Raw genomic sequence first — 16,246 nt, forward strand, 5'->3', positions numbered from 1 at the left:
CCGATCGTCTATTTCCCCTAATTTGTATGAACAATCGCACTCGCTCCAAAATCCTCGAACAACCAGTGCCTCTGATTGTGTCCCGTCCGCAGGCTCCTATTGGTCAGCCAAAGATCCAATCACGACCACTTGCTAGTTCACCTCGTCGATCGTTCTTTAGGGACTGGTTTGCAAATCTTCCAATTAGGCGTAAACACTCGATCGCGCTAGTCACCTGTGAATTAGTCCCCATTTTGGGGTTGGGGGTTGGTTCTACCCTAGTGCTCACCAATAGTTTGCGAACCCAACTGTCTGACCAGGCAAAGTCTGAAGTCGCTGTTATCGACCTGACTTATGCTGTCAAAGTCAATCAAATGAGCTTTAGTGCGCGAGGGCAATCGGACAATATCGCGTTGATTAGTGCGGCTAAAAGCAATGTTGAGGGCGGCTTGCCGAGTGATTTGCAGGGAAAGGTCAAGAAAATTTTGCAAAGTGAAGTCAAAGCCCACAAAATGGAATACGCTACCCTGGTCGGCAAAGATCGCAAAATCATTGTGAATGCTAACAACAATCGAGCCGGACAGGTTTTTGATCCTCATAGTTTAGTGAGTGACGTGCTCAGAAATGCTCGACAAGTAAGAGTTAGTACGCTAGTTGAGCAAACAGAACTCATTCAAGAAGGCGCGCCCTTGCCCAGCACTTATGACCCGCAAACTCGCAGCGCTCTGATCCGCTATGTGGTTACCCCGATCAAAAATCCCGATACTCAGGAAGTGATTGGCGCACTGGTGTTTGGGGATGTTGTCAACAGTAAGCCGTCGATCGTGGAAAGCACCGTCAATGCTCTGGGAGGCGGCTACAGTGCTATTTATTCACGCCAGCCTACAGGACAATTTACCCTGGCCACAGCCCTGGAGCGCAGTAGCCTCGCAGCCCCACCTCGCCTACAAATAGAGTTACCCGATCAATCGCTGTTGACGCAGGCCGCGGCCGCCGAAAAAGGAAAGCCAGTCACTCAACGTCTGACGATCGATAACCAGTCCTATACGCTGGCTGCCATTGCCCTACCAGAACGAATCATTGAAACGCCTGATGGATCTACTCCGGTGTTTAGTGCCACCCCCACTGCCTTCTTAGTGCGCGGTACGCCTGAAGCCAACCTCGACACCCTGCTCTGGAACAGCCTCCATCAAGAAGCACTACTAATCTTGCTGTCACTGGTTGCGATCGTCGCCTGGAGTGTGATCTTCCGGCGCACTGTGCTAAATGCCATCACCCATCTCGACCAGACTAGCCAAAACTTTGTGCAGGGCGATCGTAATGTTCGCGCCGAGGTCGGTTCTATTGACGAAGTGGGGCAGCTATCAATGACCTTTAACCAGATGGCGGATTACATTGTCAAATCAGAAGCCAACCTGGCCGTCGAAGCTCAACGTGCTCAACAGTTCAGTGATATTACGCTACAAATCCGACAGTCCTTAAAGCGAGAAGACATTCTCAGGATCACGGTGCAAAAAGTGCAGCAGGCTCTAAAAACCGATCGCGTCGTCATCTATCAGTTTCACGAAGATTGGAGTGGTACGATCGTAGCTGAATCGGTGCAACCCGGTTGGAAAGCTATTCTCAATGAAACCGTCAACGACCCCTTTCGCGTAGGGTTAATTGAGGAATACCGCAATGGACGGGTGCGAGTCATGCCTGATGTCAATGCTGAAGGATTGTCTGACTGTCACCGCGATATTTTGAGCAACTTTCAGATCAGAGCCAGCATGATTGCTCCCATTCTCAAAGACAACCAACTGCTTGGGTTACTGGGTGCCCATCAATGTGACGGCCCTCGACTCTGGCAACCCTCCGATGTAGCGATGTTTAAGCAACTCGCCGCTCAGATTGGCTATGCGCTTGACCAGGCAGACACCTTGTATCAGCAAGAACAAGCCCAACAACAAGCCGCCGCCCTATTTGAGGAGCAGCGTTGTCAACAAGAGAGGTTGCAGCAGCAATTAGTGGCGCTCTTAGCAAATGTCGAAGGCGTTGCGGGCGGTAATTTGACAGTGCGGGCTGATGTGACGGCGGGTGATATTGGCATTGTGGCTGACTTCTTTAATGCGATCGTCGAAAACTTGCGCCATATTGTAACCAGGGTCAAACACTCTGCGGTGCAGGTCAACAGTCTACTGGGTGCCAACGAAGGCGCAATGCAAAAACTGTCTGAAGAAGCCCTCCAGCAGGCGGAGGAAACTAGCCGGATTTTGGACTCGGTGGAAGCCATGACTCAATCTATCCAGATAGTAGCGGACAAGGCTAGTCAAGCTGCTGAGGTCACTAAGACTGCCTTTACAACGGCCGCTAGTGGGGAAGCGGCGATGGATCAGACGGTGCAAAGCATTCTTACTCTGCGGGAGACGATCGATGCAGCCGTTCTTCAAGTCAAGCAGTTAGGAAATGCCACACAGCAGATTTCTCGAATGGTCTCTCTCATTGATGATATTGCCGTTCAGACTGATCTCCTCGCTCTGAATGCAGGACTAGAAGCTTCTCGCGCCGGAGAGCAGGGACGCGGGTTTGCCATCGTCGCTTCAGAAGTCGGACAACTGGCTGCGCGATCGGCGGCGGCTACCCGTGAAATCGAACAGATTGTAGGAACGATTCAGCGCGAAACGAATGCGGTGGTGGTTGCGATGAGTCAGGGCACCACTCAAGTGATCGAAGGGGCGGATTGGGTAAAAGCGGCAAAACAAAGTTTGGGTCAAGTGGTGCAAGTTTCTCGTCAGATTGATAACCTGGTACAAGCTATTTCTCAAGCAACGGTGTCTCAGGCGGTGACTTCTCGATCGGTTGCCTTGTTAATTAAAGACATGACTCAAATCTCAGAGCGCACGTCTAATTCGTCTCGGCAAGTATCGAGTGCTCTCCGTCAAACCGTGGTCGTCGCTCAAGAACTGCAAGCATCGGTTGAAACCTTTGAAGTAGGGGATGTGGAATAAGTCTAAAAGATGGTTGGGAGGTCTAAAGCTAAGGAGATTTCCTTTAATAAATTTACCCGGCTGTCTCCATCGAGAGTTCTGAAAGTCAAAGTCCCCCAGAATTGGGGGATCTAGGGGGCTTCCCAAGGTTGGTAACTTCTTTGCTAGAAATCTCCTAAGTACGATCGCAAGTGAGGATTTTTAGTCGGCCCTAAGTCAAGAGATCTCCCCTAGTCCCTCTTAAAAAGGCTACCCTGTATATACAAGTGGATTGATCATTCATTGCCAAGATGCTTCGCTCCCTAAATCTCCCAGTCAGGGAGACTTTGAACTAGAAAGATTTCCACGGTTCAAGCCATTTCTCACGGATTCAAAGTCCCTCACGGGTGGGGGTTTTAGGGGGCTGAACTGAAACAAAGCGATTTACGACTTGTGTGTACGCGGTAGCTTAAAAAGGGAGGGAACCGGATTCAAAGTCAGTCTTTTTGAGGCAACGTCTCTCCTTTGCAGGGCGATTTAGAGGAACCGAAGTTCGGCACTCAACAAAACAATCTCAATTTGCGATCTGCTAAATCTATGAATGTTTACGATTTACAACAACAAGTTGGTGACCAGTCCCTTATTGCTGCCCAGCTAAAGTCAGTTGAGCTAAGTGGGGCGCTGTTGCGAGGCGTTGATCTATGGGCTGCTGACCTGCGCGACGCTAATCTGTGGGGAGCCGACCTGCAACAAGTAAACCTGCGACGGGCAAACCTGCGGGGCGCTAATTTGACGGGCGCTAATCTGCGGGGAGCCGACCTGCGCGAAGTCGATCTGCGGGAAACTCAATTGCAGTCTGCTGATTTACAAGGTGCTTTGTATGATGACACCACATTGTTTCCGAGTAACTATGAGCCGATCGCAGCTTTTAAGCTAGTTCCGGGTGCAGTTATCAGTCAGTCTGATTTAGCAGATGCCGACCTCAGTGGGGCAGACCTCACTCAGGTTGATTTCACTCAAAGCAATTTGCAGCAAGCGACTCTCTTTGGGGCTAGTCTCCAAAAAGCCATTCTCACAAGAACAACCTTAACCGCTGCTGACTTGACCGAGGCGGACTTACGCGCTGCTAACTTGAGTAGTGCTAATCTGCAAGCTGCCGATTTGAGGGGTGCCGATTTGCGGCGATCGTTGCTCAATCATGCAAACTTGGTCAACACTAATCTGACGGGTGCTGACTTGCGGCAGGCTCACCTGTTTGGAGTAGACTTCACCACGGCTATCCTGAGTGAAACCCAACTAGAAGGAGCGCTCTACGACCTTGATACCCAATTTCCTGAAGGCGTTGATCCGGCTAAGTTGGGAGCGCTTTTAATTGCTCCTAGCATTGACCTCAGCGGTCAGGATTTAAGTGAAGCCAAGTTAGTCGGGGTCGATCTTAGTTACGCCAATCTCAGCGATGCTCACTTTGAAAGTGTTGATCTCTGGGGAGCTAACCTGAGTTACGCTAACCTGACGGGCACAAATCTGACTCAGGCTAACCTCTGGGGCGCTAACTTGACGGGTGCTACTTTAGAAGACGCTGAGTTAACCAATGCTAATTTGCTAGAAGCTAACTTGACAGATACCATCCTGGCTAATGAGTTGTAGAGGCAGGGGCTTCTATGACATACAAGCTATTAGACCTCCTGCACGAATACTCTACCCTCACCCTAGCCCTCTCCCCAAGGAGAGGGAACAAGAGAAAACAAGAGAGTCTGGCTCTCTTCTCCCTGGGGAGAAGGGTTGGGGATGAGGGCGATTCTGATTCACGCAGGAGGTCTATTGACTGATGGGATGCAAGATTTATAGTGCTCGATCGCTGATATTACTGTTTGCCTGCTTGAGGAATTATGCACCACAATCATCGTACTCTTTGGTTAATCCTTCCCTTGGTTTTGCTGGGCGGCTGTACGCAGGTGCGAAATTTGTGGCGCGAAAAATTAGGGCAAGCTAACCTTCAGTTTCAAGTAACGCCGGGTGATCTATCCGGTTCATACAAGGTAGTCGGTAAAGCTGATCTGCCCGACCAGACCGAAATTCGTGTTGCGGCAGTCCGATATCTCTATCCCACAACCCTGGCATCCAATAGCCTGACTCCCAAACCCACGTACTCCATTCTGGCTTATCAGACGACAGAGGTGAAAGAGGGACAGTGGCAAGCACAACTGAACCTCTGGCAAGTTGCCCCCAATGGTCAATTTCAGGAGGATTGGCAACTCCACGAAAAACTAAAACTCTCCCTCAAACCAGCTTCAGATGTTGTATTTCTGGCGACCCTGGCTCCGGGTGATAAAGCTGATCAACTCCAGCAGGTCGAAGTTAGTTTGCAGAAGAGTAAGAAGGTAATCGACACTGCCTTGATTCGGCAAACAGTCGTCGGCGATCGCTATCTTCAGTCCAATCAGGTGTTGACAGTTGCTTTGCCCACAGGCAGTACTACGCCACCGCCCATACAGGACAAAGATATTAATGGCGGTTGGGGACGACGCTATCTAATTCCACCAGAAGCTCCCAATCCAAACAACTTAGCGTTTCCTGAAAACCGCCGCACGAATGCTCATCCCGCCCCAACAGAATTTATTCGCTAGAAAATGCAATCAAATATGATCGGCTCGATCGCTAAATGAGTTCAACGCCTGATGCGACAGATGGGATTGTCTGCGTTTCCACGGAGTTGGGCTTTGCGCTATCCTATCCCAAACGGCGGCGATCGAGAGCCTATGTCGAAAATCAATCGGACTACAAGCAACGCACTCAAAATGAATTGCCCCCAGAAGCTCAAAGTCTGAAGGCAATGAATCAATTTAGGAGAACATTCGATCGCCTAAGCTAAAAGTTAGCTGAATGTGGAAAGCGCGATCGCTCTGCTTTCCTGGGCATCTTCACAAGTCGGTATCCAACTACAGATCCAAGTAACTGTCAGCCTGGTTGCAGGGGGGTTTCAGTCCCGTTGCCGGGATTTGGGTTTGTGAAACATGAGTGCATCGAAACTCCTCGCAAAGAGGCAAAAAGTTTCAGTCCCGTTGCCGGGATTTGGGTTTGTGAAACGAGGCGCTCAAACACCTGGATTAACTTGGCCGCGCAAGTTTCAGTCCCGTTGCCGGGATTTGGGTTTGTGAAACGCCAAAACAATTAGGGGGCGCACTATTGATTAGGGCGTTTCAGTCCCGTTGCCGGGATTTGGGTTTGTGAAACGAAAGCGATCGAACGCTTCGACCCGTCCAAGGGAGTGTTTCAGTCCCGTTGCCGGGATTTGGGTTTGTGAAACTGAGACAGTGGTGGGAAAACGACGAAGGCTATCAGTTTCAGTCCCGTTGCCGGGATTTGGGTTTGTGAAACTTGACACAAGTAAATGGGGGGGGTAGCAAATCATGGTTTCAGTCCCGTTGCCGGGATTTGGGTTTGTGAAACGGCGCAAGGGGCGCATGGGAATGGATCTACGCCTTTGTTTCAGTCCCGTTGCCGGGATTTGGGTTTGTGAAACAAAGACAAACGCCCTGGACTAGATGAAGCGATCGCTGTTTCAGTCCCGTTGCCGGGATTTGGGTTTGTGAAACGCATACGTTTGTGAGTCATTCGTTGATGGCGGGTCAAGTTTCAGTCCCGTTGCCGGGATTTGGGTTTGTGAAACGGAACTGTTACCCCAAAGCGGACGATCGGTTGTCGCGTTTCAGTCCCGTTGCCGGGATTTGGGTTTGTGAAACACGTAACGATTGTCGGAACGGTTGCAGGAAGCATAGTTTCAGTCCCGTTGCCGGGATTTGGGTTTGTGAAACGCGGAGGATTCTGAAAGTTTGCCTGAACAGATTTTGTTTCAGTCCCGTTGCCGGGATTTGGGTTTGTGAAACAAATTCGCTTGTCCAAAATTGGTCTGCTCACACAATGTTTCAGTCCCGTTGCCGGGATTTGGGTTTGTGAAACCAAGAGGAGCTGCATTAGGAGCAACTAGAGTCGAAGGTTTCAGTCCCGTTGCCGGGATTTGGGTTTGTGAAACTACGCTGTAACTCGTGTGGTGGCAAGTGATGCGATGTTTCAGTCCCGTTGCCGGGATTTGGGTTTGTGAAACCCTGTCAGCTAAAACCCCCACGAGGAGGGATGTTCAAAACCGATTTTGGCAAACCTCAACTGAAATATTGGTTTCAGCCAAAATCATTTAGCGACATAATTTAGCTCCATCCCAAAACTATTGGATTGTCGAGGTTCTGGGGTTTGGCAAACCTCCCAGGGTTTTCGCCCTCGCTTCGGTTTGCCAAAAGTCACTTGCCACATCATAAACCCAACCTCCCGATCTGTCGATGTTTTTCCAACCAGCTATAACCCCAACAACCCTCCTCTACCGCAACCCATAGCGATCGCACATCCCCAACACTTCCTGCTTAACCAACTCGCGCACAGACTCCGGCGAAACAACCTCACAATCTTGTCCATATCGCAGAATCTCCCGAATCAGCCAAAACGTACTCGACACTTGCCGGACAACTCGCTTCACCTGCGGCAAACTCTCATGCCACTCATTAACTTCATCGATCGCACGCTTACTTCGATAAGCAAACGCCAACCCTCGAAACAAATGTAACTCCACCGGAATCGTGGTCAACCCAGACAACAACCATTGCCCCGAAACACGACTAACCGCCGCATCGGTAATCCGATCAATCCGCAGCGATCGATTGTGCTGTAACTCTGGCAACCCTCGTGTGTCCTCCGTTTCCTCACACCAACAATCGAGATATTGCCGATCCTCGTGGGGCGCGATCGCAGCATAGCGAATCGTAAACTGCCACAACCGCTCCGCCGCATCCTGATACGACAACTGAAATGGTTGCTGCTGTCGGATATATTGCTCCACCCCCAATCGCCAGGGCTGAGTCGGCTGGGCCACAAATTGCTCTAACTGCATCCTCAAAGGAATCGTGAGTTCACCGCGCTCTAGTAAAAGCTGTGCGATCGCCAAAGCAGCCTCAATTTTTCCAGCATCGATTAAAGCAGATCGGGCTTGATTTAGAGCATTAATCCGCTCAATCTTCCAGTCGTGATTGGGAGCAATCAGCAACTGACGACGTGCGATCGCTTCCACTAGCTTCGAGATGTTGGCACGATCGCCCCAGGTCATGCCTAGTTCCAGAGCAAGACTTTCGAGTTGCGCTTTATCCCGTTCAGAAATTGACAATGTAATTGACTGACCTTTTCGACTCATAATTTGTCCGTGTACTTTATCCGTTTAGCGTCTTCTCAATCTCTATAATCGCTGTTATATTCGAGTCAATCAAGTCTTTACGGACAGAAATAAAGGCAAATCAGGAAATATAAACTTTTCTAAACTCTATGCACTAACTAAGATTGCAGGTATAAATTATGACAAATCTTGAAAAATTAGAGAGCATTTTGGCGGATGGAAATTGGCATTCGACCGAAGAATTGGTACAAGCTGTGGGTCATCGGTTCTCAGCAACCATTCATATTGCGATTCATCAGCATCATTACCAGATTGAGAAAGTGCGATCGTCTGGCAATCAATTCGAGTATCGAAAACTACTGGGAAATCAGGCGAAGTCACAAGTCGATCTAGAAACTCAGCAAAGAAGGTATTGAAACGTGGAAGCATTTTCTGTCCGGCTAAAACCTGTTTACTCTTGTCCTGCTGAAGCAATACCCAGCCAAATCAAATTACCCTCCGAAATTCCGAATCTCTCCTGGCATCAAATTAGGACATGGGAGTTGTTGAATGATCCAGAGATTGACATTGTGTTCAATACGGCGATGACGGGTGATGGGAAGAGCCTTGCAGCTTATCTCAAAGCAATGACAGGCAAAAACTATACGTTGGCAATGTATCCGACCAATGAGTTGGCTCGTGATCAAGAACGGCAAGTTCAGAACTATAAAGCGCTATTTAATCCCGATTACGATCCTCAGATTTATCGATTGACGGGTGCGACGCTGGCGGACTTTGTTGAAACTAGAAAGCTTTCGTCGAAACAGCAAGGAATTATCGATCGCGTAGATAACTCAGAAATCTTGCTTACAAATCCCGATATTTTCCACTACATTCACTCATTCTGCTATCTCAGACGTAATCCTAAGAATCCGCACAAGGGAGACAATGCAGATAAGCTTTTCAGGAAAATTGATGACCTGTACAAGCTATTCATTTTTGATGAGTTTCACATCTTCTCTTCGCCGCAAATTGCGAGTGTGATGAACACAATTTTATTGATGAAACATACTTCACCGGGCAAGAAGTTCTTGTTTCTATCGGCAACTCCGAACGAAGCTCTTCAAGACTTTTTGCGTCAAGCTCACTTAAGGTTTGAAGTCATTAGTCCAGTTGATGAAGACAAGTATCGATTTTCGCTAACCCCGGAAACTTCAACATGGCGACCTATTAGCCAGCCGATTACTCTCACCTTTCCCAATGAACTAGAACCGAATGTAAAGGCAAGCTATGAATGGTTAGTCGAGAATGCCGAAAATACTATCTTGCAGTTTTTCCTGGATCACCCTGGTAGTAAAGGTGCGATTATTCTTAACTCGATCGCATCGGTCTACAAACTATCAAGACTTCTAAAACCTCTCTTTGAGCAGCACAATCTCAAAGTATTGGTGAATACAAGTTTGACAGGTGAAACAGAGCGATCGCAGTCGATTACCGAAGCAGATTTATTGATTGGGACTTCAACGATCGATGTTGGTGTTGACTTCAAGATTAACTTTTTAGTGTTTGAAGCTTCTGATGCCGGAAACTTCATTCAGCGCTTTGGGCGATTGGGCAGACATCCAGACTTTCTACCTCGTCCTTATCAAGCCTATGCGTTGATTCCAAACTTTTTGGTGAGTCGATTGTTTGGAGAAGCTGGGAAATTGCGCGAGGGTGAGGACTGCGATCGCGTTTCTTTCAATGATGCGATTCGAGAGAGTTGGTCTTTCGTGAATCAGTTTGAAGGCTATCCATCGCGGTGGGGCAGCTTTCAATCTTGGAAGGTGTGGAATGAGTTGTGTTCGACGCACATGAAGACGACCTATCCTAATGCGGCTGAAGGCTTTAGGACTGATGCAGAACAGATGTTTAGGTTCGAGATGTCGCAGAGACGCGGACAGGTCTATCACTGTATGAAGCAGAAACAGCACAAAATTATTGATGAGGCTTTGTCGTTTCGGGGGAGTAGTCAGCTAGATTGTGCGGTGTATGATACGACGAATCCCAATGAGCCTGAGCGAGAACGATTTAAGACCTACAATTTACCAGGACTGTTGAGCAATTTTGTGTTTGAGTTGATGGAGAAAGATGAGTTTTTGGAGCGAGTTCGATCGGCAAGGCTTCCCCTAAACCGATTTCAGGATGCGTTGTGCTATCTCAGACTGATGGATTACCGCGAGGTTCGAGAAAATTGGTACTTCTACTATGCACAGGATGACTTTAGCAGAGTCAAACAGTTGGGCAGAGTGCAGATTTTGAAACAGTTGGAGATTGAAGGCACAGATATCCCGACCAAATTGAGAAGGGCACTGAGTCATCGTGGGATGGTTTGCTATGTGTCTGATCGCGATCGCACCACGCTCCGCACCAAACTTGGATTACCGATGCAGTTTCAGGCGTATGGATTAAGCGATCGCACGAACGATCGAAGTCCTGCTTATACGATTGCTTTCGGACAGTCCGCCCTGATGTTAGAAACTCCAACCCGACACTGGAAACCAAAGGAAGACATTCCGTGGATTTGCTAAATCATTGTTTCAACAATTTCCAGCCCAAAGAACTATGAACAACGAGTTAACACCCCTTGAGAATGACGATCAGCCGCTAGATTATGAGGCGAGTCGGGACGACGAAGAGCCAGTTCGTGAGCCAGAACTGCTGACGATTCAGTTGTTTAAGCAAGCGATCGCGGAATCCGCAGGAAATGCAGACGATGAAATTTTGAGAGATTTTGCTGAGTTTGTTTTGCCGAACTTGATACGAAAGCTGGCAGGCGCAACGGCGAAGGGAGGCATGTTCTTTGAGCGGATTGATGCTCGTCGCAAAGCAGAGGGCAAAGATCCAGTTCGCCGAGATAATGCAGGAGATCAGTCTCTTCTCGCACATCTGCTGAATGGCTTTTTCCCGACCTATCGCATTCTTAGATACCTGAAACAGAAAGACTTTCAGAGAACCCAAGTGAGAGCTTATTGTGGTGATTTGCAATGTCGGGTGTATATTGCATCGTATCTTCTGCATGACTATGAGAAGTTTCCAGATTATCAGCATTGGTTGATTGCGACCGGAGCGTTTGACGATCGCGATTGGATCAAAGACTCACCCGAAAAACGTGATGCACCAAACTTAGGACGCGACTATATCAGACAAAAAATTCTCGATTTTGAGCTAGATCGCTTTCTTGGCAATCAGTGGCAAGACTATGTTGACGACATCATTTGGATTAGCAGTAACGCAGGCGACAAAAACGATGCAGACTTGGGATTGATGACCCGTGGACTGAAGCCGCTAGAGGACGATCGCTTAGATGGTAGAACCCGCAATGTGCTTGTCAATCTCGTGAAGTTGTCCGATCGGTTTGCGTCGGTGATCAAACATCCACGCGATGCAATGTCTGAGGGAAGTTTACCTTTTATTTTGCAGAATCTAAGTGATGACCAGTTCAAATTTAGCTATCATTCCCTGTCAGATAATCGCGGTGTTTTAACCAATGTGGTGAACAATGCAGTGATGGAACTTCATCCCGAAGAATTCTATTTACCGCTGTTGTATCTGCCCGATGGGGTGGTTTATGTTGCCAAATCTAATGCACCTCCCATTGATGCAACTTTGATTCCTGATCAAGTTGTCGCTAAGATTAAGCATCTCTGCGCGGATAAGCTCAAAGAAACCCAAACTGGATTTAGTCGAGACGGAAAAGGGATCAAGTTCGCGGACTATTACTGGCTTTACTTTGATATTCGATCGCTGATGGAAGTTGCGGTCAATGCGGCTTGTCGGATCATTTCTTCTATCAAAACTTCATCGGGTGCAAAACGTAGCGCCAGTTTGGACGGATTTAAGCTTAGTGGAGAACTTCCAAGCGATCTCAATGTTGCATTTGGCGATGATTATCGCATCGATCGATTAGCAGAATTTGGCGATTTGCTTTGTCGTCGAATTTGGCAAGGATGGCGCGATCGCTTCAACGATTGGCAAAAGCAACAGCCTAAAGCAGCCCGCAAAGTTTTACCTGAGCTAGATCTGACTCAAAAGTTAGCAGAGCATCTGGGCTTGTCTGATGCGATCGCGAACTTACGTACTGTTCAGTCCATTAAAAATACTGGAGGCGTGCCGCTCGATTGGTACTACCTGGCAGCACAACACAATCAGAGAAATCCTGAACTAGACGATTATCAAGTTCGGCAAGTCATGGAGGAGATGGTTAAGGTTGCTGCTAGCTTGATTCAGCCCTTAATTGAGGAAGTAACATTACCCGATGGCTGGGATGATTTGCGAACCTACGTGAGTCGAATTGTGACGCTACCGAGTGGAGCAGTTGTACTTCCTGAAACTGATCCATTCTTGCTAGAACTGTCTCGATACCAAGCCGCCAAGATTACAACCGGGCGAGGACGAGAGAGCGTCTGTGCTATGTCGAGTTCTGCTTACACTGTGACTGAGCAAATGGAATCAGCAACGCTATTTGCACCGCAAGTTTATAGCAATCGCCAAATTCTATTCAATGTGCAGGCAGCCAAGCGGCAAATTTGCTCAATTTGGTCAGTTGAGATCATGCTACGGCAGATTTTGATGAACCAAACGAACGCAACCGGAGGAGACTTTGAAGGACGCAAATATCGCTATCTCTACTTGTATCCTGCCTACTTCTTCACGCCTGAAACCAATACATTTTTGCAAAAGGCTTACAGCTACATCCGAAAAACTAAATTTGATGCGGATGTTCGGAAACATCTAGTCAATGACCGGAATGAGGCAGAATTCAGTATCGAAAACTATCAGAAAGTTGATTCTTTGCTCATATCAGAGACCTCTGAGCACGATCAAACCTTCAAACTGAGCTATCCACCAAAACAGCCTCTAACATTCTTCTTCATGGCAATTCCGCCTGGACGAGATGCCACAGATACCGAATCTTGGGTGATGCCTGCTTGGTTGGCGTTTGCACTCCCGATCGTACTGGATGTAAAAGTGGTGGCTTCCGAATCGCCTGTACCGCCGTTTATCAGTGGTGCAGAGTTCGAGAAAACCACAATTTTAGATGGAGTGCATCAAGCGATCGCATCTTTGGTCAAGCAGGAAAAAGACGGCACTCGATTAGATGCGATCGCTCCATCCGATCAATTCTCGCCGCTCAATGCTCTCAGCGCGGCATATTGCATTCATCTGGAGGTCAATCGTAAAAAGGATGGTGATCCTGACTGGGGTAAACTTGCAGCACTTGCACGGGACTTAGAAACCAGCCCGTTGTATGTGTTTCACTATCTCACCAAGCTGGTTCGCAAGCTCGATTGGGATTCGCCCCCGATTTCCAAAATCAAGCTTTATCGGCAATTTTATTACTACTTCGATCCTAAAGGAACTGAAATGAGCAAACTTCTTGATCTGACAAAACTCTACCGTCGCTTCTACCGCGCGAAAAGCAAAGGAAAGGCTCCTAAACCAAATGCAGTTTTGAAGCCTATTGACGAAGCTGCCAGCACAATTCTGAAGTTTGACAAAGATTTGGTAGATGACGATCAGGCATTGACTGAGGCGGTTGCTGGTCGCTTGGCAACTTTAATGCGGAATGTTGGTCGTGAGAGTGCTGAAGGAAAGCGCCCTTGGTTCTTGGTAGATGGTCAATGGAAACGACTAACTTCTGAAGAGGAACGGCAAGCAATCTATGAGTTTGCAGATTACTTTATAACCAAAGTCTTTAGGGATGCTCTTAAGGGAGATCGCGCTCGACTTGCTGGCATTCAACTTAATCTGATTCGAGACACCTGCGATTATCTCTATCGCTTAGAAGACGATCGCGATCGTCAAAACAATCAAACTCCTGAACCCGAAGACTTACCCGAAGAAATTGAAGCGATTGTTTAATTTTGACTACCCTATTCACAGTTTGAGGAATCCCCATGACTTTTCTAAAATCCCTTGATGCCAAGCATTTTCACACTGATATCCCGGCTAAACCAATGGGCAAGTATGCTCATTTCGTGACGATTCGAGTAACAGAATCTTACCCACTGTTTCAAACGGATGGCGAACTCAATCGAGCGCGAGTTCATGCTGGCATGAAAAAAGATGATGCAGAAAGCAGAAAGATCATCAGTCGTCTAGCCATGTTTAAGCGCAAGCAATCCAGTCCTGAGCGATTGACGGGGCGCGAACTGCTCCGTAGCTATCAGATTGGAGACTGGGAAAAGTGCGACTACAATGTTGATTTTAGTAAAACCACTCCCGACTGCATTTTGTATGGCTTTGCGATCGGTGATGCTGGTTCCGAAAAATCCAAGGTTGTCGTCGATACCGCTTACTCAATTACTCCATTTGACGACTCACATCTGAACTTCACCTTGAATGCTCCCTTTGAAAATGGAACAATGAGTCGCAACGGGGAAGTGACTAGCCGCATTAATAGTCAGGATCATATCTTGCCACAGGTCTTTTTTCCTAGCATTGTTACATTGAAAGATCCGACAGAAGCAGGCTTTCTCTATGTCCTCAACAACATTCTCCGAACTCGCCACTATGGAGCGCAAACCACTCGTACAGGTCGCGTTCGCAATGAATTGATTGGCGTGGTGTTTGCAGATGGTGAAATTGTCAGTAACCTTAGATGGACTCAGAAAATCTATGACTTGATGATTGAGAAGAATCAAATTCAAGACCCTGACCCACTCAACGAGGATCATGTTGTGCACGCAGCCCAAGCAGCAATGACTCAACTGATGGGTGAAGAATGCATTCACCATACTAACCTGATGGAAGAGGAGCTACAGTCTTTGTTGTCGGAAGTAAAAGCAATTACTGGTGACGAAACTCAGCTAAAAGCAATGCTGACTCAAGCTAACGCAGAATCGATGGCATATGCTCAGAAGTACATTTTTAAGCCAACTGTCGAAAAGGGTAAAAAAGGAAACAAGAAAGCAACTACAGCCACAGCGGAGTAGAAGCGGATGACCACAATCTATCGCTGTACATTAGAATTGCACGACAGTCTCTATTTTGCGACTCGTGAAATTGGAAGGCTTTACGAGACGGAACCTGTGTTGCATAACTACGCATTGTCTTATGCACTGGGGTTAGTGGATAGCGATCGCTATGACACAACGGTTTCTGAAGAAGATTCCTACCGTTACTTCTGTTCGGAGCAAGTGCCTAAATACAAACAGCATTTAACACCACTAAACCAGAAGGGAATTTATGTTACACCTGCCAGAGCTATTCACTATGCAAGCACTCTAAACACTTGGAAGTATGCCAACAATAACTACCATGTTGAGATGGAAAAGACCGCTCGAAATGTCCCTAGTTTTGGCAGAACCAAGGAAATTGCGCCAGAAAGTCGATTTGAGTTCTTCGTCATTTCTAAATCAGATCTAACGCTTCCAAGGTGGATTCGCATTGGAAAATGGGCAAGCAAAGCGGAAATTTTGGCTCAACCCCTTACGCCTGAATCGATTAGAACCGTTGAGGAGATTGTTTCCTATCCGCTCAATCCTTTGGATGTCATGTTCACAAATCAGGTCTTGAGCTACGACACAGTGAATATGCCTCCTGTGAGTTTGATTCGCAATGTCCGCATGGTCGGGGAGTTTTATACCTTCGAGAAGATTCAAGGATTGAAACTGCCTGCACAGATGGAGTATCGCTTTGGACAGTAATCACTTACCAAAGCCTTTGTTGATCTGCTTCTTTTTGAGAGGTGTTAGTCGCTCCCCCAAAAATTCTGCTGCAAATCCACCTCGATCTTGAATCGCCAGCCCACGGGTACGTTTGCTCTGGTAGGCTTGTAGCTCTTCTGCTAGAGGATGCGCTGGATCAACCCTTAAATGGGTAATTGAAACTGAAAAGACTTCCTTACCTTCAGGATCACCCTTGAGGGAACAAGTAATGCCACCCATGTCTCCAGCGTAGATCACTGAATCTACTGTGTACTGACGACTTGGGTCAAGGAATTTGCCCTGAGCCTTCAACCTTTTTGCCATTTGCTTAGTAGGGTAAACCTGGAGCGGGAGACTGGCTTTAAGTTTTTCAGTTAGCTCCATCGCCTGTGCGTAATCATCAATTTGCATTGCTCTTCCTATCCCATGATGAACAG

At 47.6% G+C, this 16,246-nt stretch carries 11 protein-coding genes and 1 CRISPR repeat array; of the genes, 9 read left to right on the forward strand and 2 right to left on the reverse strand.

Annotation, left to right across the window (positions count from 1 at the left end; translation table 11 throughout):
* Nucleotides 1-26: 26 nt before the first annotated feature.
* The 4 genes from ACKFKH_RS15870 to ACKFKH_RS15885 all read left to right on the forward strand — a co-directional run bounded on the left by ACKFKH_RS15870 (nt 27) and on the right by ACKFKH_RS15885 (nt 5,796).
* Nucleotides 27-2,966 (forward strand): methyl-accepting chemotaxis protein, encoded by a 2,940-nt coding sequence (locus ACKFKH_RS15870; protein WP_446859287.1) that lies wholly within the window; start codon nt 27-29, stop codon nt 2,964-2,966.
* A gap of 555 nt (nt 2,967-3,521) precedes the next feature.
* Complete coding sequence (locus ACKFKH_RS15875) at nt 3,522-4,571, forward strand: pentapeptide repeat-containing protein (protein ID WP_446859288.1); 1,050 nt, start codon at nt 3,522-3,524, stop codon at nt 4,569-4,571.
* 242 nt (nt 4,572-4,813) lie between these two features.
* Complete coding sequence (locus tag ACKFKH_RS15880; protein ID WP_446859289.1) at nt 4,814-5,551, forward strand: hypothetical protein; 738 nt, start codon at nt 4,814-4,816, stop codon at nt 5,549-5,551.
* Between the two features lie 35 nt (nt 5,552-5,586).
* A complete protein-coding gene (locus tag ACKFKH_RS15885; RefSeq protein WP_446859290.1) occupies nt 5,587-5,796 on the forward strand; it encodes a hypothetical protein in 210 nt (69 codons plus the stop codon).
* Between the two features lie 105 nt (nt 5,797-5,901).
* Nucleotides 5,902-7,029: a CRISPR direct-repeat array (repeat unit 37 nt; unit sequence GTTTCAGTCCCGTTGCCGGGATTTGGGTTTGTGAAAC).
* Nucleotides 7,030-7,296: 267 nt separating this feature from the next.
* On the opposite strand, the gene ACKFKH_RS15890 is transcribed toward ACKFKH_RS15885, so the two are convergent.
* Complete coding sequence (locus ACKFKH_RS15890; RefSeq protein WP_446859292.1) at nt 7,297-8,160, reverse strand: helix-turn-helix transcriptional regulator; 864 nt, start codon at nt 8,158-8,160, stop codon at nt 7,297-7,299.
* 158 nt (nt 8,161-8,318) lie between these two features.
* Between ACKFKH_RS15890 and ACKFKH_RS15895 the strand changes: the two genes are divergently transcribed.
* From ACKFKH_RS15895 to cas5d, 5 genes are read left to right on the forward strand one after another with little or no spacing between them, the layout of a single operon-like run.
* The gene (locus ACKFKH_RS15895) at nt 8,319-8,555 is read left to right on the forward strand and encodes a hypothetical protein (protein ID WP_446859293.1); all 237 of its coding nucleotides are present in this window, start codon (nt 8,319-8,321) and stop codon (nt 8,553-8,555) included.
* Nucleotides 8,556-8,558: 3 nt separating this feature from the next.
* On the forward strand, nt 8,559-10,688 hold the full coding sequence (gene cas3 / locus ACKFKH_RS15900) for a type I-D CRISPR-associated helicase Cas3' (RefSeq protein WP_446859294.1): 2,130 nt from the start codon (nt 8,559-8,561) through the stop codon (nt 10,686-10,688).
* A gap of 34 nt (nt 10,689-10,722) precedes the next feature.
* The gene (gene cas10d, locus ACKFKH_RS15905; protein ID WP_446859295.1) at nt 10,723-14,022 is read left to right on the forward strand and encodes a type I-D CRISPR-associated protein Cas10d/Csc3; all 3,300 of its coding nucleotides are present in this window, start codon (nt 10,723-10,725) and stop codon (nt 14,020-14,022) included.
* Between the two features lie 35 nt (nt 14,023-14,057).
* Nucleotides 14,058-15,095 carry a type I-D CRISPR-associated protein Cas7/Csc2 gene (cas7d, locus tag ACKFKH_RS15910; RefSeq protein WP_446859296.1) on the forward strand — a complete coding sequence of 346 codons (1,038 nt, stop codon included), beginning with the start codon at nt 14,058-14,060 and terminating at the stop codon, nt 15,093-15,095.
* Nucleotides 15,096-15,101: 6 nt separating this feature from the next.
* Nucleotides 15,102-15,809 (forward strand): type I-D CRISPR-associated protein Cas5/Csc1, encoded by a 708-nt coding sequence (gene cas5d, locus ACKFKH_RS15915; protein ID WP_446859297.1) that lies wholly within the window; start codon nt 15,102-15,104, stop codon nt 15,807-15,809.
* Here cas5d and ACKFKH_RS15920 read toward each other — a convergent pair whose 3' ends face one another.
* Nucleotides 15,810-16,220, reverse strand: a complete 411-nt coding sequence (locus ACKFKH_RS15920; protein ID WP_446859298.1) for a hypothetical protein — start codon at nt 16,218-16,220, stop codon at nt 15,810-15,812. It abuts the gene before it with no gap.
* Nucleotides 16,221-16,246 lie beyond the last annotated feature (26 nt).

The organism is Phormidesmis sp. 146-20 (assembly GCF_052939475.1).

Excerpts from the sequence above, each read along its gene's own strand:
- ACKFKH_RS15870 (WP_446859287.1), top strand. The coding sequence starts at position 27 with ATGAACAATCGCACTCGCTCCAAAATCCTCGAACAACCAGTGCCTCTG.
- ACKFKH_RS15875 (WP_446859288.1), top strand. The coding sequence starts at position 3,522 with ATGAATGTTTACGATTTACAACAACAAGTTGGTGACCAGTCCCTTATT.
- ACKFKH_RS15880 (WP_446859289.1), top strand. The coding sequence starts at position 4,814 with ATGCACCACAATCATCGTACTCTTTGGTTAATCCTTCCCTTGGTTTTG.
- ACKFKH_RS15885 (WP_446859290.1), top strand. The coding sequence starts at position 5,587 with ATGAGTTCAACGCCTGATGCGACAGATGGGATTGTCTGCGTTTCCACG.
- ACKFKH_RS15890 (WP_446859292.1), bottom strand. The coding sequence starts at position 8,160 with ATGAGTCGAAAAGGTCAGTCAATTACATTGTCAATTTCTGAACGGGAT.
- ACKFKH_RS15895 (WP_446859293.1), top strand. The coding sequence starts at position 8,319 with ATGACAAATCTTGAAAAATTAGAGAGCATTTTGGCGGATGGAAATTGG.
- cas10d (WP_446859295.1), top strand. The coding sequence starts at position 10,723 with ATGAACAACGAGTTAACACCCCTTGAGAATGACGATCAGCCGCTAGAT.
- cas7d (WP_446859296.1), top strand. The coding sequence starts at position 14,058 with ATGACTTTTCTAAAATCCCTTGATGCCAAGCATTTTCACACTGATATC.
- cas5d (WP_446859297.1), top strand. The coding sequence starts at position 15,102 with ATGACCACAATCTATCGCTGTACATTAGAATTGCACGACAGTCTCTAT.
- ACKFKH_RS15920 (WP_446859298.1), bottom strand. The coding sequence starts at position 16,220 with ATGCAAATTGATGATTACGCACAGGCGATGGAGCTAACTGAAAAACTT.